Origin of the sequence: Pedobacter aquatilis (assembly GCF_032678405.1) — a bacterium.
Lineage (GTDB): Bacteria > Bacteroidota > Bacteroidia > Sphingobacteriales > Sphingobacteriaceae > Pedobacter > Pedobacter aquatilis_A.
In genome coordinates, this window is record NZ_JAVTSJ010000003.1 from 247,257 (window position 1) to 273,524 (window position 26,268).

General features: G+C 38.0%; 17 protein-coding genes. All 17 read right to left on the minus strand.

What is annotated here, in order from left to right; genetic code table 11:
• Window positions 1-31: 31 nt before the first annotated feature.
• The 17 genes from R2R71_RS10350 to R2R71_RS10430 all read right to left on the minus strand — a co-directional run bounded on the left by R2R71_RS10350 (window position 32) and on the right by R2R71_RS10430 (window position 26,264).
• Window positions 32-1,351, minus strand: a complete 1,320-nt coding sequence (locus R2R71_RS10350; RefSeq protein ID WP_316831206.1) for a DUF3887 domain-containing protein — start codon at window positions 1,349-1,351, stop codon at window positions 32-34.
• Between the two features lie 88 nt (window positions 1,352-1,439).
• Window positions 1,440-1,853 carry a transcriptional regulator gene (locus tag R2R71_RS10355; protein WP_316831207.1) on the minus strand — a complete coding sequence of 138 codons (414 nt, stop codon included), beginning with the start codon at window positions 1,851-1,853 and terminating at the stop codon, window positions 1,440-1,442.
• A gap of 282 nt (window positions 1,854-2,135) precedes the next feature.
• Window positions 2,136-2,522 (minus strand): LiaF transmembrane domain-containing protein, encoded by a 387-nt coding sequence (locus R2R71_RS10360; protein WP_316831208.1) that lies wholly within the window; start codon window positions 2,520-2,522, stop codon window positions 2,136-2,138.
• Between the two features lie 387 nt (window positions 2,523-2,909).
• A complete protein-coding gene (rpiA, locus tag R2R71_RS10365) occupies window positions 2,910-3,599 on the minus strand; it encodes a ribose-5-phosphate isomerase RpiA (RefSeq protein ID WP_316831209.1) in 690 nt (229 codons plus the stop codon).
• Window positions 3,600-3,896: 297 nt separating this feature from the next.
• The gene (locus tag R2R71_RS10370; RefSeq protein ID WP_316831210.1) at window positions 3,897-5,885 is read right to left on the minus strand and encodes a hypothetical protein; all 1,989 of its coding nucleotides are present in this window, start codon (window positions 5,883-5,885) and stop codon (window positions 3,897-3,899) included.
• Window positions 5,886-5,896: 11 nt separating this feature from the next.
• On the minus strand, window positions 5,897-7,315 hold the full coding sequence (locus tag R2R71_RS10375; RefSeq protein WP_316831211.1) for a DUF1080 domain-containing protein: 1,419 nt from the start codon (window positions 7,313-7,315) through the stop codon (window positions 5,897-5,899).
• Between the two features lie 59 nt (window positions 7,316-7,374).
• On the minus strand, window positions 7,375-9,660 hold the full coding sequence (locus R2R71_RS10380) for a GH92 family glycosyl hydrolase (protein ID WP_316831212.1): 2,286 nt from the start codon (window positions 9,658-9,660) through the stop codon (window positions 7,375-7,377).
• Window positions 9,661-9,708: 48 nt separating this feature from the next.
• A complete protein-coding gene (locus R2R71_RS10385; RefSeq protein WP_316831213.1) occupies window positions 9,709-10,380 on the minus strand; it encodes a basic secretory protein-like protein in 672 nt (223 codons plus the stop codon).
• Between the two features lie 5 nt (window positions 10,381-10,385).
• The gene (locus R2R71_RS10390) at window positions 10,386-12,620 is read right to left on the minus strand and encodes a GH92 family glycosyl hydrolase (protein ID WP_316831214.1); all 2,235 of its coding nucleotides are present in this window, start codon (window positions 12,618-12,620) and stop codon (window positions 10,386-10,388) included.
• A gap of 104 nt (window positions 12,621-12,724) precedes the next feature.
• The gene (locus R2R71_RS10395) at window positions 12,725-13,648 is read right to left on the minus strand and encodes an ROK family protein (RefSeq protein ID WP_316831215.1); all 924 of its coding nucleotides are present in this window, start codon (window positions 13,646-13,648) and stop codon (window positions 12,725-12,727) included.
• Between the two features lie 66 nt (window positions 13,649-13,714).
• Complete coding sequence (locus tag R2R71_RS10400) at window positions 13,715-16,021, minus strand: GH92 family glycosyl hydrolase (RefSeq protein WP_316831439.1); 2,307 nt, start codon at window positions 16,019-16,021, stop codon at window positions 13,715-13,717.
• Window positions 15,999-18,443 (minus strand): glutaminase family protein, encoded by a 2,445-nt coding sequence (locus tag R2R71_RS10405; RefSeq protein ID WP_316831216.1) that lies wholly within the window; start codon window positions 18,441-18,443, stop codon window positions 15,999-16,001. Before R2R71_RS10405 ends, R2R71_RS10400 begins: the two co-directional genes overlap by 23 nt.
• 190 nt (window positions 18,444-18,633) lie before the next feature.
• Window positions 18,634-20,274, minus strand: a complete 1,641-nt coding sequence (locus tag R2R71_RS10410; RefSeq protein WP_316831217.1) for a RagB/SusD family nutrient uptake outer membrane protein — start codon at window positions 20,272-20,274, stop codon at window positions 18,634-18,636.
• A gap of 11 nt (window positions 20,275-20,285) precedes the next feature.
• On the minus strand, window positions 20,286-23,318 hold the full coding sequence (locus tag R2R71_RS10415) for a SusC/RagA family TonB-linked outer membrane protein (RefSeq protein ID WP_316831218.1): 3,033 nt from the start codon (window positions 23,316-23,318) through the stop codon (window positions 20,286-20,288).
• A gap of 364 nt (window positions 23,319-23,682) precedes the next feature.
• Window positions 23,683-24,687, minus strand: a complete 1,005-nt coding sequence (locus tag R2R71_RS10420) for a LacI family DNA-binding transcriptional regulator (protein WP_316831219.1) — start codon at window positions 24,685-24,687, stop codon at window positions 23,683-23,685.
• 108 nt (window positions 24,688-24,795) lie between these two features.
• Window positions 24,796-25,902 carry a lipid-A-disaccharide synthase gene (gene lpxB, locus R2R71_RS10425; protein ID WP_316831220.1) on the minus strand — a complete coding sequence of 369 codons (1,107 nt, stop codon included), beginning with the start codon at window positions 25,900-25,902 and terminating at the stop codon, window positions 24,796-24,798.
• Between the two features lie 89 nt (window positions 25,903-25,991).
• Entirely contained in the window at window positions 25,992-26,264 is a 273-nt protein-coding gene (locus tag R2R71_RS10430) for a stationary phase survival protein SurE (protein ID WP_316831221.1), read from the minus strand.
• Window positions 26,265-26,268: the final 4 nt, after the last annotated feature.

Here is a 26,268-nt window from a genome sequence, read left to right on the forward strand (position 1 = left end):
AGGCTATTTATTTAAAAATGTAGATTCTTGTTTACTTTATTTTTATCCAGGCTACTATATCGTTTATTAATGAAGCAGATACACTCGAAAATGCCTGATATTGCGTTCCAGTTCCTTTTTCTACCTGCTGGCTTAATAAGTGGTTCAGCTCCGGATAAAATTTAAATTCTGCATTCGGATTTCCTGCTAATCCAGCTTTCCATAAATCAAAATCCTGCTGCGAAACCTGAAAATCATTTCCGCCCTGGATAACAAAGATGCGTGGTTTTGTTAGTTTCTTTGCCGCAGCAACCTGATCGTAGTTATTAATATCTACCCAATAAGATGCGGGGATACCCAAAATAACCGAATCGGGTTTCATATTTCCTAACTGCGTAATGTTGCCCTTTGCAATTTCAGCTGTAGCCATATCGAGCTGTGTTTGCACTGATTTTGCAGTATCGCTAACTTTGCTGAACAGGTATTTATTTTGTTCGAGCATTACTTCGGTAAGTTTTCGTGCCGGCGCTGCAGCTAGAATGATTCCGCTCAAATCAGGAACCTGTGCAGCAATGCGTGGTGCTACCATACCGCCTAAGCTATGACCGAAAAGATAGATGTTTTTGGTATCAGCGCCCGGAACTGTCTTGGCCATCGCTAAAGCTGCAACAGCATCATCTAAAACTTCTTCCTTAACGGTAAAGGCTTTCATGAATTCCTGTGCATAAATCATTGTACGTTTAACATAACGGATAGAACCGATTCCCTGTGCCGCTAATCCTGCTGCTATGTCTTTAAAAGGTTTATTCGGCCCTACAGTTTCATCCATATCAGATGGGCCTGAACCATGTACAAATACGACAACAGGAAAATTTTTAATGTTTTTAGGTGTAGTAATAATTGCTGCCAGCTGATGACCAGGCGTGGTGAGGTAAGCTGTTTTTTCTGAATATAATGTCGTATCGGCATAGGAAGGTGCGAGATACTTCGCTACTACCGGTTTCGGCGCTAAAAAGAAGCCTACAATTTTCTGGGTTTTATTGAAGCCGAGTATGAAATTCTGTGTACCTCTTTCGAATTCACCCTCAACGGTAACTGCAAAAAATTCGCCCTGGATTTTACTCTGAACAGCTTCAATGGACTTAGCCTTTCCCAAAGCAGCGTGTAAATCGGTCCATATTTTTTTTAGCTGCTCTTCTGATAATTTTGATTTAACTGTTTCATCGAAATTTCCATAGGCTTCTGTGTATTTCTCGTCTTCTAAAAGCTGAAAGAAATTATTTGCACCGTTAAATAAACTGATCACATTCTGTGCAAATGATGCAGTTGTAAAAAATAATAGTGTAATTACTATTAAAACACTTTTCTTCATGAATGATATTGTATTGTTTAGTTCAATAAACCAAAGTTAACAATATTTGATTCCTATTTTATTAAAATACAACTAATTGATTAGTTTTTTATTCTGAATTCTTTAAGGGTACCATACAGCGGACATCTTTATTTTCTATGTACATTTCAAGGCAATAACCATTGGGATCAACGGCTGGGTTTGCAAGCAATTTTTCGAATGTTTTACCAATTTGAGGGATATCCTTCATAAAATCGGAGATGTAGGCACTTATAAAATTTCCTTTCTTTATGGTCAGCGTTTCGAACCCTAATATTTCAGCCTCACCTGGATTTAATTCTTCTGCGGCAGCTTTATAAACAATTGATTTTCCATCCGGCCGTGAAATTCCAAAATACCTGCGTTTTTCATCAAAAGCTAACATGTTGTGTAATTTCTTGTGGGCATCTTCTACACCATCGGGAAAAGACGTTGCGGTAACGTACATCACCTTGATATCTTCATTTAAATAAAATGTTTCCATATCTTTTTTTTGCAAGATGCGATGATAAGGGCAGTTTCGCAACCATTAAAAGCGACATCATTAAGGGCTGAATGTGACAAATTGAAAAAAAATCACCTGTTATACAATAAAACCGAAACTAAGCGTTTATGTATATGAGAGCGTTAATTTAGATGACGGGGATGCTGCTTCGGCGGAATCCCCGTTTCTTTTTTAAAAGAAATTCACCAGTCTTACAAACGCAAAAAAAGGGACATGTTAAAAAAAATGTCCCTTTTAATTTATATGATGGAGTTAAGAATTTTAACTTTTGATTTCATGCACTTCATTTGCCTCATGAAAATTATTATTTAAAGGTTTATATTTTTTAGGTTTTAAAATCACCCATAAACCTAAGCCAATTAATATCAGGGCTGTTGTAATTTTCGACATTTCGAAATCGAGGATGGTAATATCCTGAAGGGTAAAAAACCCGCCAATAATTGTTAAAGCCAGCCAGCCGCCACCCTGAAAGTTTTTACGATATCCAATCCATAAACCTGCACCCAGCATAATAGTGTGCCAGCTTAAAATCCAGTGTGGAAGGTCGGCCCCCATATTTCTGAGTAAGCAAACTGAACCAATTACTAAAATTAAGACACCTAAACCGATTTGTTTATCTGTGTGGTTTTTTCTGATTAAATTTTCCATGACCTTTGTTTTTATATATCAAATGTACCATGAAAAGGAGTGCCCGCGAATGGCTTTTCCTTAAAGCACTTTACTTTATCGGTGAGTGAAATAAAAGCATCGGTAAAAATTTTAGCGGAATTTTAAGGAGAAGTAAAACGTCGGTGAAAATTCGTTGTTGAGAAGAAAAAAGCAATATACATTCTTCATTAATTCCTATCGCTTTACAGCAATGATGATCTTATCTTTTCTTTTAAGTGGGCGTCTTTCCCGCGAAGGCGGGAATCTTAAAGCGATTACAGTTACGCTCTTAATCATTATGTTAGATAAGCCGAAAAAGCTGGTTGTGAAAATAAAGATTGCTTCGTGCCTCGCAATGACGTCTATCTATAAGAAATTCTGCTGAAATTATTCAAAAATTGAAATCTCTTCACCTCTAGCCATGATCACTTTCGAAGTTAAGTTTATGAATAATCCATGGGCCAGTACACCGTCGATCTGGTTTAGTGCAATTGCAAGCGTTTCTGGATCGTTTATTAAGCCAAAATCAGTATCAACAATATAGTTTCCGTTATCTGTTATAAAGTTTTCACCATTATGCTTTCTAAGTGATCCTTTCCCGTTTAGTTTTTCCAGCTGGTTCAAAACGTACTGTAAAGCAAGCGGAATAACTTCGACAGGAACCGTGAAAGCCCCTAATTGGTCTACTTTTTTCGAGGAATCGGTTACAATTATCCGATTCTTACTTAGTGATGCGACAATCTTCTCACGGAAAAGTGCGCCACCACCGCCTTTAATCAGGTTAAGTGATGAGGTAAATTCATCAGCGCCATCAATACTGATATCAATAGAGCCCAATGTTTCGAGCTTTAAAATTTGAATACCATACGATGAAGCAAGCGCTTCCGTTTTTACCGAGCTGGCAGCAGCAGTTATTTTCAAACCCTGGTTTATCCGTTCAGCAAGTTCTTGTATTGCATAAGTGGCTGTTGTACCCGTACCTAAACCTACTACATCATTATCTTTAACCAATTGCACAGCCGCCCTGGCCGCGGCTAATTTTTCCAGATCCTGTTTGCTTTTACCTTTAGCTTCCATACCCGTAAAAATAGAAAATTAACGGCCAATAAAAGGTCATCGAGAATTCATTAAAAAATTAGCTTTTGGCGTTTTGAGTACAAGGTGCAATCATTTTTTTGAAAAATATTTTCGATGCCATGCAATAAATCCTAATCACAGCGTTTATGTATATGAGAGCGTTAATTTAGATGATGGGGATTCTGCATAAGCGGAATCTCCATTTCTTTTTTTAAACCCATTCCAAAATGGCTTTAAAACAAAAAACGGCTGATGTTTCCACCAACCGTTTAACCAAATTATACTAATTATTATTTTTTACTTATCCAGAGAGTTGATCCAGGAAGCAATTTTTAAAGCTTCAGCTTTAGTTACCTGCGGCATTGGAGGCATTTCTGTAGAATATCCAGGCCAGTTTTGTGGCTGTGGGTTATGAATTAAGGAGTAAATCTTTTCACCAGAATATTTGCGTTTCGCAATCTCAACAAAGGGAGGACCGATTTGTCTTTTCGTAGGATTGTGGCAAGCCAGACAAGTATTCTTGGTTAATAAACCTTCCACCTCTTTATAAGTAGGCGCTTTTGTTGATGCCGTTGTTGCAGTTGCTGCTTTAGCAGGTGTTGTAGTCGCAGCACCTTTAGCTTCTGGTTTTGTTCCTGTAGATGCTTTCGGTTTTGCAGAACTTTTCACTGGCGTAGCCGATGCTTTAGGGCCAGCTTCTGAGTTCTTTGTGCTCACCTCGCTCATCGATAATTTCTCTCCATCAGCAATCTGGTTTAAAGTATAATAAGCAACCGGGTGTACTAAAGAATAAAAACCTTCTTTATCGCGAACACCATCTAATGTTAAGGTATGAATATAATACTGACGAAGGTTAGGAATAACTAATCTCGCTTTCATACCATCTTCAGATACTTTTACACCTGTGATTTTTAATTTCTCTACATTAACCGGCGGCGAACCATATACCGGGTGATATTTATAGATGAAACTTTCTGCTGCATAAGACGCTAAATCTTCAGCTGATTTACGATCAACAGGTTTAGTGAACTCAACTTCAAAACCATCAGGCATTGATCTTACCGCCTTCATTTCGAAAGGAACTTTGTTGTTGTAAACCAAACGCTCAAGGCCTTCATTCGCATCACCTGCCGAACCCCAACCACGATTGGTTTCACCAACGAATAACGAACCATCAGTTCCCCAGGCCATTCTTAAAACACCCGAGCGGAAACCTTTTCTGAATAAGAAAGCAGCACCTTGTTCTTCGCCTTTTACTGTTTCAAGGAAGATCCTTGAAATGATACTCATACCCTGATCGCCAGCTAAGATTTGTCCGGCAAACGGGCCAAATGCATTATCAGGAATTTTAACAGGTTCTGATGATGAAATACCTAAAATTCCGTAAGGTAACCAAACTGATGGTAACTTTAATTCAGGGAACACTTTCTTCATATCGAAAAGTGTTTTAAAAGTTTCGTTTACCCTGTTTTCAGGTTTGATATAACGGCCTTGTTCATTTTTGATACGGCGTTCATCAATATTTGAATAGAAGAAATCGGAGCTTAACTTAACTGGCGAATCTGATCTTCCAGTCCATCTTAAACTTGCCGGATGGCCCATAAAATCGCCTTTATTAATTTTCCATAGACCACCTGAGCCTACCCAGTCACCTTGATTTTCAGTATAATAAAACTGGTTATCAATCATCCCGATACCTGCAGGCGAGCGGAAACCAGCTGCATATGGTGTCATTTTGCCATCTTCGGTAATGTTCATTGCCCATCCACGCATTGGTACACGGCTTTCGCCTCTCCACCATTCTTCATCTCCGAAAGCTACGTTGGCTGTTACAAAGAAAGAGCCATCGGCTGCTAACTTCGGACCAAAGCTGTATTCGTGGTAGTGACCACTTAAAGGCCATGCGTAAACCGTTTCATAAACGTCAGCTTTACCATCCATGTTTTTATCAACAAGTTTGGTTAACTCACCACGTTGTGCAACGTAAATTGCACCATTTTTATAAGCGATACCTAATATCTCGTGCAAACCAGTAGCAAACTTACGGAAGTAAGGTTTTAAGCTTGTTGGGTTTTCAACGATGTAAACTTCTCCCCTACGGGTTGAAATTCCTAAATCGCCGTTAGGTAAAGTAATCAATCCACCAACTTCCAAAATCGGACCTTCCGGAACACGTACTTTATTTATTCTGAAAAAATCCTCTTCCTTTGGTGTTTCTTGTGCGAAAAGCGTTGAGAAGCTCAAGCTAAGCGCCATTATTGCAAGTGTTTTAAATGTATATCTCATCGTAATTCAGACTAAAATAAAATCGAGTAATTTAATTTGCTGCCGATTGCTATAATCAGTTGTTTCTTACCGTTAACATCTCTAACGATAGGTTTTTCGCCATTAGGGAATTGCAGGTAATAAGCTTTATCATCAACAACGTATAAACCTTTGGCAACTTCGTTAATGTCTGATACTTCACCTAAAAGCAGGTAAAGGTCTTTTGCCGGCTGGTCTAAAGTAATTTCTCTTGATAAACCTTGTCCGTTATCGAGTGCTTTAATTGCATCAGTAACTTTATTTCCGTAGATGATATACTTAAATTCCGGGCGCTCCTGGCTGTCCATCACATAACCTTTGGTACGGAAACCTGTACCGGTAGTATCTGGCACCCATGCAGCTTCAGCGTTTGCCAATTTAGCGATTGCTAAAACTGGTTTTTTAGTAAAACGGGTAACACTGCCCAAAGGACGTGAAGTTCCGTTTCCACGACCATCCCACATTGGCGTTGCATCAAGGAAACCACCGTGCCATCCGTGTAATAAAGTGCCATTGTCTAAATCGTAGCTATAAGCAACCTGTTGAGGTGCACCTACAGAAATTGCATGTACCGAACGAACACCAGGAACCACATCGATAAAACTACGAAGCATGGTATTAACCGGTGCTTCAACATAAATCGGGTCGCCACCACCGCCACGACGAAAGTTTTGAGGCCCTGCAGCCGGAATATCGCTTATCGAAATATTTCTGAAAGCTACCGTTCCCTGATCGCCCTGAAAACGAATAGGTGCCAATGCTTTTTCAGTGCCATAACCACCTCTGGTTGCTCCTGTTAACTCAACATTTTCATGAATGGTAACACCATTTAAATCAACACTGATTAAACGGGCGTTTTCAATTTTCTTACCTGAAGCATCAAATTTTGGTGCCTGGAAAACAATTTTAATGTGTTGCCATAAACCTGGCGCCTTGCTGGCATTTTGACGAGGTGCAGCACCGCCGAAACCTTTTTCTCCTTCAGGTTTATCATTGTCCCAACGCTCGTGTGCACCACCATTGCTTGATGATACCGGATTGGTTAATCCCCATGAATCTTTAATCTGAATTTCGTAATTCGACTGAAGATAAATACCTGAATTGGCATCTTTCGCAACCAGGTAATCCAGTTCCAAAATCATATCACCATATTCTTTAATGGTATATAAATCGAATCCTTTCTTTTTTGGATTTGATGTATTTAATAAGATACCAGTTCCTTTGGTACCCTTAAGTACATTCACTTCGTTTAAATCCGTAGTTACATCACCAACTAATGACCAGGAATTACCTGGCTCTTTAAATGCTGATAAATCTGTAAGCGGAATATTCGGCTGCTGTGCAAATGCCATGCAGGTTCCCAGGAGCCAGACAAGGGCTGATGAACCTGTTTTTAAGACGCTAATCTTCATAATATTCGGTTTTGTTAGTTATTAAGTTTGCCGGTTAAAAACGGCAAACTTTGTATTGTTTATTTTTCTGTAGATAATGAATAAGGGAAATCAACCGGATTTGATCCTCTGGTTTTGTTTGGAGTAGCTGTCATGTTAAAGTTCAAAACAGCTCCTTTTTGTAAACCACTGTGGCTAATCCAATTTTTAGAATATGGTTTGCCATCAATCTGCAACGATTGTACATAACGGTTATCAGCACTGTTTGCAGCTGCATTAATAACAACTGTTTTACCATTATCTAAAATAAGTGTTACTTTTTTAAATAGCGGAGCGCCAAGTACGTACTGGTCGGTTGCCGGCGTAACCGGATAGAAGCCCATTGCTGAGAAAACATACCAGGCCGATGTCTGGCCGTTGTCTTCATCACCACAATAACCATCAGGTGTTGCTTTATACATTCTATCCATGGTTTCGCGAACCCAATACTGCGTTTTATAAGGTGCTCCACCAAAATTATATAAGTAGATCATGTGTTGTATTGGCTGATTACCATGAGCGTATTGCCCCATGTTGGCAATCTGCATTTCACGGATTTCGTGAATCACACCACCATAAGCACTCTCATCAAAGATTGGAGGCATTGAGAAAACAGAATCCAGCTTGGTTACAAACTTATCGTGTCCGCCCATTAATTTGGCTAAACCATCGATATCCTGAAATACCGACCAGGTATAGTGCCAGCTGTTACCTTCGGTAAAAGCTCCACCCCATTTAAAAGGACTAAAAGGACTCTGGAAGGTTCCATCCTGATTTTTTCCACGCATTAAGCCTGATGACGGGTCGAAAAGATTTTTGTAGTTCATTGCTCTTTTCTTGTAGATTTCAATCTCAGAAGCAGGGCGTTTTAATGCTCTTCCTAACTGATAAATGGCAAAGTCATCGTATGAATATTCCAAGGTTTTAGCAGCATTTTCATTTACTTTAACATCAAATGGCACATAACCTAATTCATTATAATATTTTACACCATTACGGCCAACTGCAGCCATCGGGCCTTCGTTATTTGCGCCGTGTTTAACAGCTTCCCATAAGGTATTGATATCATAACCACGAAGACCTTTGATATAAGCATCAGATACAACAGAAGCAGAGTTATTACCCACCATGATGTTGGCAAAACCAGGGCTGCTCCACTCAGGCAAGAAACCTCCTTCTTTGTAATCGTTGATTAAACCTTCCTGCATTTCTTTATTTATCGATGGATAAACAAGGTTTAGGAATGGATAAAGTGCTCTGAATGTATCCCAGAAACCAGTTCCTGCGAACATGTAACCTGGTTTAATATCGCCAGTGTATGGGCTCCAGTGAATAATCTGATTTTTTGCATCCAATTCGTATAATTTATTCGGGAAGAATAAAGTACGGTACAGGCAAGAATAGAAAGTACGCATCTGATCAATAGTACCACCCTCAACAGCAATTTTACTTAATGTTTTATTCCAAACGGCTTTCGCTTTTGATTTAGTCGCATCAAAACTGTCGTTAGCCAATTCTCTTTTCAGGTTTAACTCTGCCTGTTCAAAACTAATGAAAGAAGATGCAGTTTTAGCCGTAACCTTTTCACCTTTTGCTGTTTTGAATCCAATAACTGCTCCGGTATGATCGCTTGTTAATTCCAAATCATCACCTAATGTTTTACCACTCCATGTTTTAGCTAAAGTAAAGTCTTTATCAAAATAGATTACAAAGTAGTTTTTGAAATTTTTAGGAAGCGGGCCACGTGCATATTTGCTTGTATAACCGATAATTTTTCTTTCTTTCGGAAAAATCTTGATATAAGAACCTTTGTTTTGTGCATCAACTACAACAAAAGAGCTATCTGTTTTCGGGAAAGTGAACCTGAACTGCGCTGCCCTTTCGGTTGGTGTTAATTCAGTCGTTACATCAGCATCAGCTAAATAAACGCTGTAATAATAAGGTTTAGAAACCTCAGCTTTATGGCTGAACCAGCTTGCACGCTCATCATCGGCAAATTTAAGCTTGCCGGTTACAGGCATAATGGCAAAAGCACCGTAATCATTCATCCAGGGAGAAGGCTGGTGAGTTTGTTTAAAGCCACGAATTTTATCAGCATCGTATGTATATGCCCAACCATCACCCATTTTACCGGTTTGTGGTGTCCACATGTTCATACCCCAAGGCACACCAACCGCAGGATAAGTATTACCGTTTGATAAACTTGGTTTTGATGCCGAACCCATCAATGGATTGATCCACTCAACGGGGTCACTAATTTTGCCTACCTGCTGTGCGAAACTTCCTGTTGCCGCAAAGCTTAATAAGGCGATGAATAGTTTTTTCATTATTTGTATATCAGTTTATGTGTTTTGCTTTTTTTGGTAATTGAGCTTCTAAATTTCAGGATTTTTAACGTAATCGGCCCAAAGTGCATCTAAATCTTTACCTGTAAGTTTTGTCCAGATTTCAGCAGTATAAGTATGGTCTCTTAAGGAAGCATCAACAGCCTTAATGGTACCTGGTTTAACCTTTTTTTCTATCCAGGTAAAAAATCTGGCTGTAATTCGATAACTGTTTTTATAACTGTGCTCTGGTTTTAACGCCGGCAAAGTCCATTTTGCTCCTGCATTATCAACACCAAATTTAGAACGCACATAATCGGCAATGCCTTCTGTTAACCAACCCGGACCAACACTACGGCCGTAATCCTGAACGATATGCATCACTTCGTGTGTTACCACATCGATGTCTTCAGGATGTTTTACCATCCAGATAGAGCTGAAAGTTACTTTTCCATTGCTTGTAGCAGCAACACCTTTATAATTTGTATCAACAAAAAACTTAACTTCTTTAAGTGTATTTGGATTATATTCTTTAGCCAGCTTCGGATAAACCTCGAAAAACGTTTCTATTAAACGCTTTTTCAATTTTGGATCTAATGCCTGGAAATTACTTTCGAAAGTTAACGTGTAGCCTTTTTTCTTGATAATTTCCTGCGCCTGAACCTTTGAGAAAGGAACGATTGCAAGGAAAAACAAAATACCAGCCAATATTATTTTTTTCATTTTATTTAAGGATTATAGGTTATTGATGATGGGGGTAAATCTTTTGTACCCCAGGTTTTATTCGGCGTATTGCCCATTACTAAATTAAGCACACCACCTTCTGTAAGTTCTTTGTGCGTAAACCAAGAACGGTTTAAAACTTTACCATTCAGCACTGCACTTTGAATGTATTTATTTTCTGCCGAATTATTTTTAGCATTCAACGTAAATGTTTTACCATTATCGAGTTTTATAGCAATGGTATTAAAAGCGGGGCTGCCAATGCTATACACGGGAACACCAGGCGTAACCGGGAAAAAGCCCATCATTGAAAATACAACGAAAGCTGTCATTCCTCCCCCATCTTCATCTCCTGGAATACCAAAAAGATTATCGGTGTACCAGGTATCCATAAGCATACGTACCCTTTTTTGTGTCTTCCATGGCGAACCCAGGTAGTTGTAAATGTATGGGATGTGGAAACTAGGCTCGTTACCCATTACAAATTGTCCAACCAAACCCGTTGCATCAGGAAAGGTATACCAAAGGTTGTATTTACTTCTGCCAAGGCTCGCTCTGAATAAATCATCGAGTTTTTCCTCGGCCTTTGTTTTTCCGCCCATTAAATCGAACAGGCCATTTAAGTCATGCTTTACATCCCAGTTGTAGGTGTAGGCATTGTTTTCCGTAAAATATTCGCGACCGCCCTGCCCGCCAGAAAACTTCGGATCAAAAGGTTCAATCCAGTTTCCGTCAGCATCTTTTGGCCATACAAATCCTTTATCAGCCCTGTAAACATTTTTATAGTTCGCAGCTCTATCTAAAAAAAGATCTCTGTCTTTTTCATTTCCACTTGCCTTTGCCAGTTGCGCAATGCACCAGTCGTCGAAACTGTTTTCTAAGGTTACCGAAACACTTTGTCTTTTTTCAAAACCATGCACTTCTTTTACAGTTTCCTTTTCGCCTGGTTTTAGTGCAGGCATGTATCCTTTTTTACTGTAAAAAGTATCTAAGGAAGTTGCCGGACCGTTTTTCCACGGCAATAAAGTTGCTTCTAAAGAGTTTTTCTTTACGCCTTCGTAAGCTTTCTTTAAATCGAAATTGCTTATTCCTTTGTTGTGTGCATCCAAAAACCATGCTGCAGCGTGGTTACCGGTCATGCAAGGGTCGTCGCCAAAAGTAAGTGCAAAAGAAGGCATCCATCCACTTTGTTCATACATCTGAACATACGATTGGATTTTATCTCCTTCCATTTTAGGATTAAGAATTGTTTGCAGCGGTTCTAATGCGATATAAGTATCCCAAAGCCAGTTATCAACAAAAAATGGTTTATCAGATGTATGAACCTTTTTATCGTAGGCACTGTAATATTTTCCGTATTCGTTAATATCAACCATTCTTTCGTACGAACGGTAAAGTGAGGTGTAGAAAACACGTTTTTGTGCATCCGTTCCTCCACTTACGTTAACCTGCGATAAAGCCTTATTCCAGGCCGCTGTTGCCTTGGCATGCAGCTTTGCCATATCCCAATCAGGAATTTCGTTTGAAAGGTTTTTCTTAGCCTGTTCAATACTTATAAAAGAAATACCGTACTTGAACGAAACATTCTGAACCGTGTTGGCAACTTTAAGCAGGGCCTTGCTTTTCTTTTGTTCATCCTGGTAGATAATTTCCAAAGGTGTATTGGCCTCTGCATAGAAATAGGCTTTCATCCCTCTGAATTCTTCTACACCACTTATAATATTTTTTTGCTCAAGATTGATTTCTCCCTTATTCAGGATATTCAGACGTAAATATTTATCTGTTTTGGCTGAAAAATTAAACTTAAAGAAACCTGCTTTGGCTGATGGTGTGAAACTAATTGAAGTACCCTGATCTTCGAGTACTACCTGATAAAAATCGGGACTTATCTTTTCGTTATCGTAGGTAAATTTCTTTGCCCATGCCTGTTCGTTTACCGCACCTGTATAGGGCATTAATCCGAACAACCAATTCTGCCTGTGCGATGAAATTGTTAATGGGAAATAAGCTATCTGGTCGTCAATCTGATCGGCACGCACTGGAAAAACCCTAAGCAAACTATTTGGCAAATGAACTGCAGGCCTGGTTGGTTCCAGAATTAAACCTACGCTCCCAATTTTCGGGTCGACATATTTAATATTCGACGGCGTTTGCTGCGCAAAAGTGTTGGAGGTATTTAATGATGTACAAGTAAATACTATCGATAAAAAACTATAAAATTTAAGGTTTCTGTATTTCATATTTATTACTTGTTAAGAGCAGATTAATACCTGCTTTTATCATTTTATTCGGTTACTAAATGGTTTTACTATGTTCCTATAAAAAAAAGGAATGATTATCCTGATTAATGAAATTTCTTATCTGCAATTGCTGTACTTTCTGCTTTATCATCATTAAGAAAACTTAAGTCGCAGCAACTTGCCGCACCAATAAGTGAAGCATTCTCTTTCAACTTCGTTACCTTAACATCAGCATAAATTTCATTGCCTTTTAAAGTTGCAATTAATTCAGGAGAAAATGCAGCAAACGCCCTCGATATATTACCGCCAACAATAACAACATCAGATTTATATTTCTTTATAACAGGGATTAAAAACTGCGCTAAATTGTATCCAAACTCCATAAATACCCTTGTTGCCAGATGATCTGTTGCAGTTAAAGCTGTTAACTCTTTCACCCCTGCAACAGTATTATTACTCAACTGCTGATAGCGGCTAACAAACCAACGGGTAGAAAGGTAGTCTTCGGCAATGCCATTCATAAAAGGTGAGTTCCACAAATCGGCATCTTTGGCAATACCGCCTTCACAATATGATGAGCCAAGTCCTGTACCAAGCGTTAAACCCAAAACATTTGCATTTCCCCTTGCAGCTCCGCCAAAAACCTCACCTTGTAAAAAACCCGCAGCATCGTTTATAAAATGGATATTGGCAGTTTCTATAGATAAACGTTTTGAAAGCTCTTCTTTAATATTTATACCATAAAGCGCTTTAAACTTGTCCTGATCTTTGATTAATGAAATACCTTTTTCATAATCAAACGGACCGGGCATTGCAATACCTATTAATTTGGTTTCACTACCTGTCTTTTTGAGAACTTTAGTTATTACCTCGCACCAGGCATTTATAATAATTTCCTTACTCTCCCTGGAATCTACTGCGCTTCTCTTTATTGAATCCTGAATTATCGTTCTGGTTTCTAAATCAATTAATGCCGCTGTAATGTGCGTACCTCCTATATCTACACCTAATGCAACAGGTTTTTCCATTGTCTAATTCTATCTTGTCTTAATAATTACTACCTGTAAATTACTGATAAACAACCAGTAACATTTCTATTTACTTAACGAAAATGGTTTATCTTCTTCCAGCAATCCTCTTTCTAAATTCGGCTTACTATCCATTTCCAACTTAAAAACACCGCCCTTAATAATATCGCTGTGCGCTAAGAAGTTGCGAGTATAGTTATTTCCGTTCAATGTTGCGCCTTTTATATAAATATTAACATTATTGTTTGCAGGAGCATCGATTACGAACTTTTTTGAAGCGCCTAAATTAATGGTTACTTTCCTGAACATCGGGCTTCCTAAAACATATTCTCCGCTACCCGGTGTAACGCTGTAAAAACCCAATGCACTAAGTACATACCATGATGATGTCTGGCCCTGATCTTCATCACCAGGATAACCATTTTCAGTAGCATTATATAGCTTTTTCATTACTTCACGGGCATGAAACTGTGATTTCCAGGGCTGATTAGCATAGTTATATAAATAAACCATGTGTTGAATCGGTTGGTTTCCGTGAGCATACTGACCAAGATTCGCCATGACCATTTCAGTCATTTCATGAATCATGCCGCCGTAGGTACCAACTTTCACCTTGTTAGGCTCGGTAAAAACAGAGTCTAATTTGCCTACAAAATTTTTATTTCCGCCCATTAAATTGATAAGCCCTTTGGTATCCTGAAAAACCGACCATTGCCAGTGCCATGCATTACCTTCAGTAAAAGGCCCACCCCATTCAATCGGGTCAAAGTTTGGCGACCAGTTCCCGTTTATATCCCTTCCCCTCATAAATCTTGAAGAAACATCGTAAACATTACGGTAGTTATACATCTGGCGTTCAAAAATGTCCATGTAAAATTTATTACCTGTCATTTTTGCGAGCTGGTAACCACAATAATCATCATATGCATATTCTAAGGTTTTAGCTGTCGATTCCCGGTATTTTGGATAAGGAACATAGCCTAACTCATAGTATTCTTTCCAGCCGTCGCGGCCATTTGCAGGCCCCCATGGTCCTTTATTAGTTGCCTCATGGAGATAAGCCTCAAGGGCTTCCTTCGGGTCGAAGGTTCTGATTCCCTTTGCCCAGGCATCTGTTAACAATGAAATTGCATGGTTACCAATCATACTTCCGCCTTCACTAGGGAAAGACCACGATGGCAACCAACCACATTGTTTATAAGCATCAATCATGGCTTGCATATATTGGCCATGCATTTCGGGTTGGATAAGGGTATTCAGTGGAAACTGCGCCCTAAAGGTATCCCAGAAACCTGTATCGGTAAACATGTAGCCGGGGTGTACTTTGCCATCATAAGGACTGAAATAATACGGTCTTCCCGATGCATCGATTTCGTAGAATTTCCTCGAAAAAAGGCTAGCCCTGAAAAAGCATGAGTAAAAGGTTTCGGTATCTTCCTTAGATCCGCCATCTACTAAAATTTTCCCTAACGATTTATTCCAGATAGCGGCTGCCTTCGCTTTTGTTTGTTCCAAATTTTTATCAGCACCTAATTCCGTTTTTAAGTTTAGTTCTGCCTGCTCCAGACTAATGTAAGAGGATGCTGTTTTTACCTGAACCTTTGCTCCTGCTTTAAACTCGACATAAGCGCCTTTGCCTAAACCCTCTGCAATTGTTGAATCTGCGGTTATTACGTTTTTCTTATTTTCCCAGGTTCCAAATGATTTTATAGGTTGATCGAACTGGATAACAAAATAGTTTTTCCATTCTTTTTTAAAACCTTGTCCGTTGCTCACATAACCTGTAATTTTATTTTCCTTCGGATAAATTTTAACCCCGCTTGTACGGATGTAACCATCTAAAACGAGATAACTTTTTTTACCTTTCGGATAAGAAAAGCGGATGTGCGCCCCACGTTCAGAAGGTGAAATTTCAGTGGTTAGCTGATTATCGAATTTTGCCTTGTAATAATTTGGCTTGGCAATTTCATTGGCATGACTAAATTTTGCTTCCCGTTGATTTTCATCAACGACAAGATTATCAATCATCGGCATTAAAGAAAAAACCGCGTAATCTCTGGTCCACGAACTGCACTGATGCGCCTGCTGAAACCCTCTTATCGCATCTTTAAAATATTGATATTTCCAGCCATCGCCATTTTTGCCTGTTTGCGGCGTCCAGGTATGCATACCGAAAGGTAATGCTGTAGTTGGATAAGTATTCCCCCTGGTTAATTCGTGCTTGGAATTTGTGCCCTGTAATGTATTAACATACTGAACCAAATCCTGCTGCTGAGCAAACAGGTTTAAAGAAAGTATGTTAAAAACAAATACGAAGAAATAGCTAAATTTCATATTGATGCGGGTTGTCCTAATTTTTAATTCCCCATTTATCTGCTAACATCTTGATGAAATAGCCGCCAACAACACTTCTTGCTTGAAAGCCTACTTTAGCACCTGTTGTTGTTTCGTGCCAGTCATTTAACGGAACACGGCTCTCTGTTTCATTTGCAAATTTGAAAATTGGCTTAATGAATTTTTGGAAATCAGCCTGGTTATCAGCTAAAGTTGCAGTCCACATAATCCAGTCAGATTTTGTATAGGTTTTACGGCTATCTAAAGGCAAACCAAAAGCATTTTGCTTGGTTAAATAATAATTTATTTCCTTTTTATAAACCGCTTCAGGGAAAAGCTTAAGACCTAAAAGTTTATCCCAAACCAGGTTATATTTCTGGCTCCAGGTATTTTTATCATTAAAGGTTAATGCATAATGGTCGCCATCGTTAGCCATTTCCTGCCATTTCTTTGCCATATCTAAGGCGATATTCCTGTACTTAGTTGCTTGTTCTGTTTTACCCAATTCCTGCGCCATTTGTGCATAAGCACCAAGCGCTACAATGGCTTTTACCGATAAGTTTGCATTTCTTGCCAGGTGACCAGCAAAGTCATCAGTACATAGCTGATTTGCAGGATCGAAACCTTCTTTCGATAAATAATCGGCCCAGGTAGTTAGTGTAGCCCAATGTTTTTCTGCATATTTTGCATTACCCTGCGCTTTGGCGATGGCTCCGGTTAGGATAACCATGTTACCTGCTTCTTCAACAGGCATATCCTCACCGTAAGTCTGACCGTTTGCAAAAGGATAAGTTCCTAAATCGTGAGCAGGATAAGGTTTTTTCCACTTCCCACTTTCGGAATAGAAGAAAATACCATTAAGCATACCGGTTAATAATTCAGGATTATAAATTAAATACTCAGGTGCTGATGGATAAGTTACATCAACCGTGTTAATGAAACCGCCACTGTAATTCTCTTTTGAAAGAAATAATATGTCGCCATTTGGTGCGTAAACTATTTTGTGCGCTGCTATGCTCTGTCTATAAGCCAGTTCGCATAGTTCCGCATATTCTTTACCGCCTGCTTTTTCGGCATCAGCATAAAGCTTTGCATTAAATGCATTACATTTTTCAACTATTGCCTGATAATCCTTATCGGCATTGGCCAATTGGGTTTCAAACTTATCGCCTGACTTTTTCCATATTGGTAACAGCTGTGTTCCGAAATACTCTACCGATTTTAGATCATCGTAACCCATCATTAAGTATTTTTCTACATTGCTGGCATTTACTGTACCAAATGGGATGATACTGCTTAAATTTAGTTCTTTACCATTAGCAGCTGAAACAGTAGGATATTTAGCACCTAAAAAACTGTTAAGGCTTTCAGCCTGTTTATTGATGTATTGTGTGGCATTAAATTTTTCAGGAACAGCTACATACATATAGCCCCAGTCGATTCGCAAGTCATCGGCTTTCTTTTGCAGAACTGGCTGTTCTACCGTACCAGCAGTTAAAATTGAAAGGTTATTCGAAACCGATTTTTTAGCGGTAACAGCCTGGTCAGGTGTATTAACGGCAATGTTTGACGAAGCGCTAAAATATAAATCTACCTGGTGTGGTTTTGCATCAGTTGATTTTGCAGCATAGCTGATATAGCTGATTGGTCTTGCCGTAAGTGCAATATCATTCAATAACAATGGCGAGGTAAAAGTAACCTCAAGGTTGATATTGCCACATGCAAAATTATATTTAGTTGTTGTTGCTTCTACCTTTACGTTTATTTGTTTAGCTAAGGCGATGCTCGATTTTTGAGGAATTTCTTCTACAATACCGGCATCCAGATATCTTCCGCCAGCAGTATTTTTTACATGAATAGCTAATACGTTTTCACCTGATTTTAAAATTCCTTCTTCAATTGGAATATAAATATATTCGTGAACCCAGCCTTCTTTATTATAAACCGATTTTCCGTTTATCGATACCTCGACGTTATCATCGTGGTTAAGTTTTAAATATTTTTTTCCCGCTGATAATTTAGCGATCGTGAATTTTCTTCTGTAATATAAATCATCGCTCGTCCATTTGGTTTTAGCTGATTTATCGTCGCCAAAAGGCGCAATTCCTTTTTGCCAGGATGCATCATTAAATGCATTGGCAGTCCAATCTCCGGCAGGTTTTGTAAATGAATAATTTGCCTGATAGGCAGTTTCATCCGATGCCGGAAGTATTGCTTTGTATTCTTTTGATTCGGCGCCTAAGAAACGGTAAAATTTACCGTCAACCTTTAATACACCTGATAGAGACTGGTTTTTGCCAGTCCAGTGCTTGGTAACAGATTGGTTTAGTTCATCACCAAACGACCAGATGCTAAAATAGGTATCGTGAGTAATCAGCGGATAGGCAGGCGCCTTATCCTGTGCAAAAGATTTAAAAATAAACAGTGTGCCTAATAAAAATAACGAGTAATATTTTTTCATAGCTATTTGGTTATAGAACAAATTAAAGCAGTAATGAGTAAAACGTTTTAGTAGGTTCAATATTAATTAAAAAATATATTTTAGTGTTCATTAAAGATGTAATATATAAGTTACAGGCAGCTAAAAATAAACCTACATTTGTACCAAAAAAAAGGTGCTCAATTGAGCACCTTTTTATATTGATTGCTAACTAGTAGCCAGGGTTTTGAGTTAAATTCGTATTTAAGTTTCTTTGAACCTGCGGAATTGGATAAAGGGCTTTAGTTGCTGTAGAAGCAGTGTGATCCCACCAAGTACCTGTAGCAAATTTACCAAAACGGATTAAGTCATCTCTTCTCATACCTTCGAAGATAAACTCTCTTCCTCTTTCAGCAAGTAATTCATCTAAAGTTAAAGTAGCTGGCGTATACGCTCTGGTTGCCCAATCTGCAGCAGAGTAAGCACGTTTTTTACAGTCGTTAATTAACTGAACGGCTTCTGCTGTTGCAACGCCATTGTTTTTACGCATAATTGCCTCAGCTTTAGCAAAGTAAATCATGGTTAAACGATAAATATTCCAATCGGTATTATTATAATTAGGATCGATAGCTGGAACACCGCCTGGTCCTGGAACCTGGTTACCTAATTTATACTTATTAAAACGAACACCGCTATTTTCTTCACCTTCGCTCATGTTGGTAACGGTAGAACCAGTTTTATTTTTGCGAATATTATCAACGAATGATAGTTGAAGATTTGTATACTCTTCAGATCCAGTAATTGGTGTTGTACCATCTGAAAACTTAACCATCGGACCTTCTAATAACCATCCTCTTTTTCTTAAATCGGCATCTTCGTATGTAGTAAATACGCCTGGAATTAAAACGATACCATCATTACCACCTCTACCACCACCATAAATATCCTGCTGTTTGAAGTGATAGAATTCACTTGGCCAAGAAGGCTCAAAATTTGCAACTTTATAATCATAAGCGATAGAGAAAATCACTTCCTTAGATAAATCATTTGTTGACTTGAATTGATCAACAATGTTTGGATCTAATGCTATTGCTCCATTTTGTCCGCCGCCTTGATTTGCTATTAGTTTATCAGCCGCCGCAATACAGTCGTCCCAACGAGCAGTACCTGTCCAAGCTTCAGCATTTAAATAAAGTTCAACTAACATTGCATAACCACCAGCTTGTGTCATTCGGCCTAGCATGCCACGAGATAACTTTGGCGCCTGATCTATATTTGATTTTATTTCTGATTCGATAAAATTAAATACCTCTTTGCGTGATTTTGTTTCAGGCTTAGCAGGAATACCAACTTGTGTTACAATCGGAATATTTCCAAACAAATCCATCAATTTTAAGTAGTGGAATGCCCTTAATAATTTTAATTCTGCAACAAAAGCATCTTTCTCTGTCTGAGTGATTCCCATCGCAGAAATATCACGTTTCTGGATGTTTTCGATTGGATCATTACATAAACCCATACCCCAGAACATTAAAGACCAGGCACCGTTAATTCCATTTTCATCTGTAGTCCATGTATGATAGTGTAGTCTCTTCCATTTACCACCATCTTCACCATGACGACCTTTTGTTGGCCATGCTAACTGATCTGCTGATAGTTCAGCTAAGCGCCACCATCCATCCTGGCCTGATGGTGTTACCCATGCATTGGCATGTGTATATGGCCTTAAAACCGCTGATAACACTTCAGTTTTATTATTGTAAAAGTTATTAGTGAGAAGCTCACTGTAAGCATTCTCATCTAACTTGGTACAGGCATTAGTTAAGCACAGTAGGCCTGCAAGCAAACTATATATGATTGATTTATTTTTCATTTTTTTATTCTTTAAAATCCAACATTTAATCCAAATAAGAAAGAACGGGTACTTGGATACGCACCGCTGTTGTCAACACTTGGGCCTAGGCCAGTATCACTAATATAATCCGGGTCACTACCAGTATAACCAGTAATTGTAGCCAAATTCTGTCCAGTTGCATAGATGCGCATATTACGAATTAATTTGGTTTTAAATTTGAAGTTATATCCAATCGTTACCTCATCTAATTTTACATAGGTTCCTCTTTCTAAATAGTAATCAGAATACATATAAGTATCTTTTATCTGACTATATTTATCAAAGGTACTGCTTAAAACATTACCTGCCCATGTCTTATTAGCATAAGAAATCGCATTTCTATTTAAAATATCATAATCAAACTTACCTCTTAAGAAAACTCGTAAATCAAATCCTTTGTATCTAAAATTATTAGATAGTGAAGCATAGTATTTAGGAATTGCATTACCAATCATTTGCAGATCAGTTACATTTTTATCTAAAGAGTTATTAATTTGTGCATTCGGAACCGCCTGTCCGTTTCTATTATAAAATAACCATTTACCATCAGAAGTAAAGCCAGCGAATTTTTTACCCCAGAACTCGCCTAAAGCTCCACCTTCATAAGTAACAATAGCATTACCTAATGCACCAGCACCACCTATACCACCAAATGTTTTATATAAAATTTTATATTCATCATTAGAGTAAGAATCTAATTTATTTCTCAAAGTACTTGCCGTTGCATCAATATTCCAACTAAAATCTTTAGTATTTAATGCAGCATAACTAAGTGCCAATTCGATACCTTTAGATGAAATTGTTCCTACATTAGTATAGATTGAACTTTGAATAAAAGGAGGTTGCGGTGAGGTATAAGTATCTAACAAATCCTTTGTGGTTCTTTTAAATAAATCAAGTTGACCACTTAATTTGTTATTTAATAAACTAAAATCTACCCCAATATTTGTTTCTTTTTTTGTTTCCCATCTAAGGTTTGGATTAGGGTTTCTGGTCGGGCCATAAGTCTCAGCATACGATCCATCAGGATAAAGGTATCTACCTCCACCACCAAGTGTTACACGAGATGCGTTGTTGTTAAAACCACTATTACCAGTTTCACCGTAACCTGCTCTCAATTTTAAGCTGTTAACCCATGATATATTCTTCATGAAATCTTCCTGTGCAATATTCCAAGCACCAGATACAGCCGGGAAATTACCCCATTTATTATTGTCACCAAAACGAGATGAACCTTCTCTTCTTAAAGTAGCTGTTAATAAATATTTACCATCATAGCTGTAGTTAATTCTACCGAAGAATGCTATAAGTGTATTATCATTTCGGTTTGTCCCCATACTTGCTTTACCAAGTGCTAGCGCCGTACCTTGAGATATGTTATCTTCACGAAATAAATCATTAATAAAACCACGATTAGACATACTTGACGATTCTTCCATGTAATAACGATAGCTATATCCTGCCAAGGCAGATAAGTTATGTTTTCCGAAGAATGTTTTATTGTATTGTAATGTTGGTTCTAATGCCCATGCCTGTGATAAGAAATCGCCTTTACCAGCATAACCACCACCTTTAAGTGCAAGATCAGTTTGCTCCATAGAATCTTCACTTGCTTTAAGTCTATAAGAGCTATCGTAGCGGTTATCACGGGTTACCGACCCAAAGATTGAGGCTTTCAAACCAGGTAAAATATCCAAATCAGCCTTTGCATCAGCAGAACTGGTTTGTTGTTTACGATAACTGGTTTGTTGATTTATTCTTGCAAACTCATTTGTACTTGTTAAATCAAATCGATAAGTTCCATCCGGGTTATAGTTAGATAAAGTAGGGTTTTTTGTTTGCTCACTTTCCCAACCACCGCCACCTAATAGATTAGCTTTGTTAAAGTTGGTAACTAAATTCACCTGAACTTTCAATCTATCATCCAAACCGGTTTGATTGATGTTAAATCTTAAAGAGTATTCTTCGCGACTATTCGCTTTAGCAATGCCTTCTAAATCACGATAGTTCAAACTCGCCCTGTAACTTGTTTTATCAGTACCACCGCTAAAGTTTAAGTTATGGTTTTGAGAAATATTATCATGGTTAATTAATTGATCAACAAAATCAGTTTCGCTACCAAAATTTGTTGTTCCTAACTGTCCCGATGCAATTTTCTCTTTGTATTCGGCAGGTGTTAAGAAATCTAGCCATTGATTGTAATACTCTTTTCTAACATAAGATGAGTAATTAAATTGTGGTGCTCCGGCCTTACCTTTTTTAGTCGTAATTAAAATTACACCGGCATTAGCTGTTGAACCGTAAATGGCAGCAGCAGAACCATCCTTTAAAACATCAATTGATTCGATATCATCCTGCTGTAATAAATCAGGATTACCACCAGGAATACCATCAATAACGAATAGAGGGCTTGAACTACCTGTTACGGTTACCACACCACGCAGCTGAACATTAACACCACTGTTAGGATTTGAACCACTTGCTCTTGTTAAAACTAAGCCGGCAACTTTACCTTGAATAAGGTCTAAAGCATTTCTGGAACCACTCTGTCTGAAATCATCAGCACCCACGTGAGCAACCGCCGATGTTACTTCTTTTTGTAACTGCGTTCCGTAACCAACTGCAACAACGGTTACGTCATCTAATTTAGTTTCAGATGAAGCAGCTAGTTTTACACTTAAAGTACTGCCTGTGCCAACAGTAACATTTTGTGTTGTGTAACCAATGTACGTGAAGCGTAATATTTCACCTGCACTAGCCTCGATAGAAAATTTACCGTTTGCATCGGTAACTGTGGTTTTACCAGTTGTTTGGTTTTTGATACCCACTCCCGGAACCGGAGAGTTTTTATCATCAACCACCGTTCCGGTAATAACCTGTTGCGCCTGAACATGCTGCCCCAGCTTGTTCGAGTTCAAGAATCCTTTCGCTCCTTCCCACTCCGAATTCATTGAAAACGCAGGGCCGTTTAGCAATATTATTGCAGCCGACAGCCCCGTAATTTTTAGTAAATTAATTTTCATTAGCGGTTTTGTTAAATTTTAATTGATTAGTTATGTATAGTTTTACTGTAATTTTCCCTTATCGATATCAGAATATCGTTAATGAAAATGAAAGGCATAAATCTCTTCGCCCTACACTCCCGGTATTATTTATTTTAAAATATTGAAATAGTTAGCTGTAAAAACAAAACTGTTGGGAACTGAAACGCCTGACTGTTTTTAAGAATATTGGTACTTGCTATACAGTTAGGGCCCTGCGTAAGTCTCATAAATACATTTGGTTATAGTAAATCGTTTTACTTCATCAATGATAGAAATTCTTTTTCAATTAATAAAACGTTTTAGTTGTAAAAAACGCGTTACATTAAAACAATTCTAATGTCTTTTAATCCCTGATGATAAGCTTTGCTGGTATGATTACCTGTTGATTAGGTAGTTTTGATTTTGAAGATAATTGGCTTAATATTAATTTAATAACATTCTCAGCTATTTCCTCAAGTGGCTGTTGTACGGTAGAAATACCAGGTGTATGTAATTCGAATGCTTCGTGGTCATCGTAAGCAATTACTGAGAAATCGGCCCCGATTTTTTTCTTTATTTCTTTAAGTACTTTTAATCCGCTTATAGCAAGATAGTTTGTTGCAAACAAAACGGCATCAATTTCCTGCGATTGGAAAAGAGTTTTAATCTGACTTATGGTGGCCTCCTCACCCTGATTGAAATGAATTTTTAGAACAAGATCTTCGTTGTAAGGCAACCCGTAATCCTGTAAGGCTTTTTTATAACCTTCGAAACGTTCAGTAATCTGTTCTACATCTATATCAGTGGTAACCAACGCGATTTTCTTTTTACCCTGCTCAATAAAATTTTCAATAGATTGATAAGAAGCTGTAAAATGGTTTGCCCCGACATAATTTGTACTTAGACCAGGCAAATTTCTATCGAAAAGAATAACAGGTTTATTATCGCTTAATAGCATCTGAATATCTTCTTCCAGTCCTTTAATTGGCGATATAATATAGGCGTCAACCTTTCTCGACTTGAACATATTAATCAACTCTTGTGCTTTCTCTACGCTATTCTCAGTACTTGAGTAGATAATTTTATAACCTTTTTTATAAGCTTTATCTTCGATAAGACGGGCAATTTTGGCGAAGAAGGAGTTAGAAATGTCCTCCACTACTAAACCAATGATATTTGAATTGCCGGTTCTTAAACTTCGGGCAATCTGATTAGGTTTATAACCACTTTCATCAATAATTTTCTGAACTTTCTCTATTACGGCTTCACTAATGGATTTTTCTTTTGCTTTTCCATTGATGATAAATGAAACTGTAGTTATTGAAACATTTGCTTTAACAGCGATATCTTTTATAGAGAGGGCTTTCATTTGTGTTAGCTAATTCATTATGTATTTAACCAAAACTAAATAAAAATTCTAGAAAATAAATAATAAAGGCTTATTCAGCATATTCATTTAACATTTTGCTGTTAAAATTTAACTTTTGATGTACTTAAAAATCAATTTTGCAGTTTTTTCTGATGCTCCTGGCTCACCCATTAGCGCTAAAAGTTCATCATAATTGTTTAGCATCTCTTCCCTACCCTTTCCGGTAACAATAATATTTAGTTCATTATTAATTTTTACGGGATTACAATCTTCCTGAATTAATTCAGTTACAATTTTCTTATTAACAATAAGGTTCACCAGTGATATGAACTTAATTTTAACCAGCATCCTTGCAATAGCTATGGATATGGTACTACCTTTATAAACAACAACCTGAGGCACTTTAAACAAAGCAGTTTCTAAGGTAGCCGTGCCGGAAGCAACAATTGCGGCATGGGCCTGATGTAGTAAATTATAAGTATTATCAAATAAAAGCTGGACTTCTTTATTACCAATAAACTGCTGGTAATAGTTTTCACTAAAGGTAGGTGCTGCTGCAACCGCAAATTGATATTCAGGGTAATCTTCGGTAATGCTCAACATCACCGGGAGCAATCGTTCTATTTCTTGTTTCCGGCTGCCTGGCAGCAGTGCAATAATTTTCTTTTCATTGAGCTTATGGCTTGTCCTGAAGTTAGCATTAGGCTCAAAACCGGCAATTTCATCTAAAAGCGGATTACCAACGTAATCTACGTCCATGCCCCATTCTTTGTAAAAATCTACCTCGAAAGGTAAAATGCAGAACATGTGATCGACGACCTTCTTGATCTTTAAAACGCGTTTCTGATTCCACGCCCATACTTTCGGAGAAATGTAGTAGCAAACCTTAATCCCTTTTGATTTCGCAAACGCTGCTATTTTTAAATTAAAGCCAGGAAAGTCAATCAGTATTAAAACATCGGGATTCCATTCGAGCAAATCATTTTTGCAGGCGCTAAGGTTTTTATATATCGTTCGGAGGTTAAGTAAAACTTCAGTAAAGCCCATAAAAGCCATATCGGCGTAATGTTTTACCAACTGCCCGCCCTCTGCCTGCATTTTGTTTCCACCAAAAAACCTGAAAACAGCCTCGTTATCTTCCGATTTCAGTGCTTTCATCAAATTCGCACCATGTAAGTCGCCTGATGCTTCGCCTGCTACGAGGTAGTATTTCATAGTTAATTGTACTTTACCGCCCTATCCGGATACTAAGCAATCTCTTTTTGCATCATAGATTGATTAGAACTTCGCTTGGACAAATTGATTTAAAAAACCTTATAATAGAAAAAGATAAATGCACATAAAAAGGTAGCCGCCAGTATTCCCCGGCCAATGTTTTCGCGATTGTATTTAAAAAAATACTGCATTAGATAAGCATTTACAGCAATGCCGCCAATATATAACAAATCGGCCTTTGCCATATAAATAACATGATGAATAATATACCAGGCTATGCTGCAAAGTACTGCAGGGACAGTTAATCCTATTGCCACACCTACCCAAACTGAATTATTTAATCTACTTAATTGTTTATTCATCACC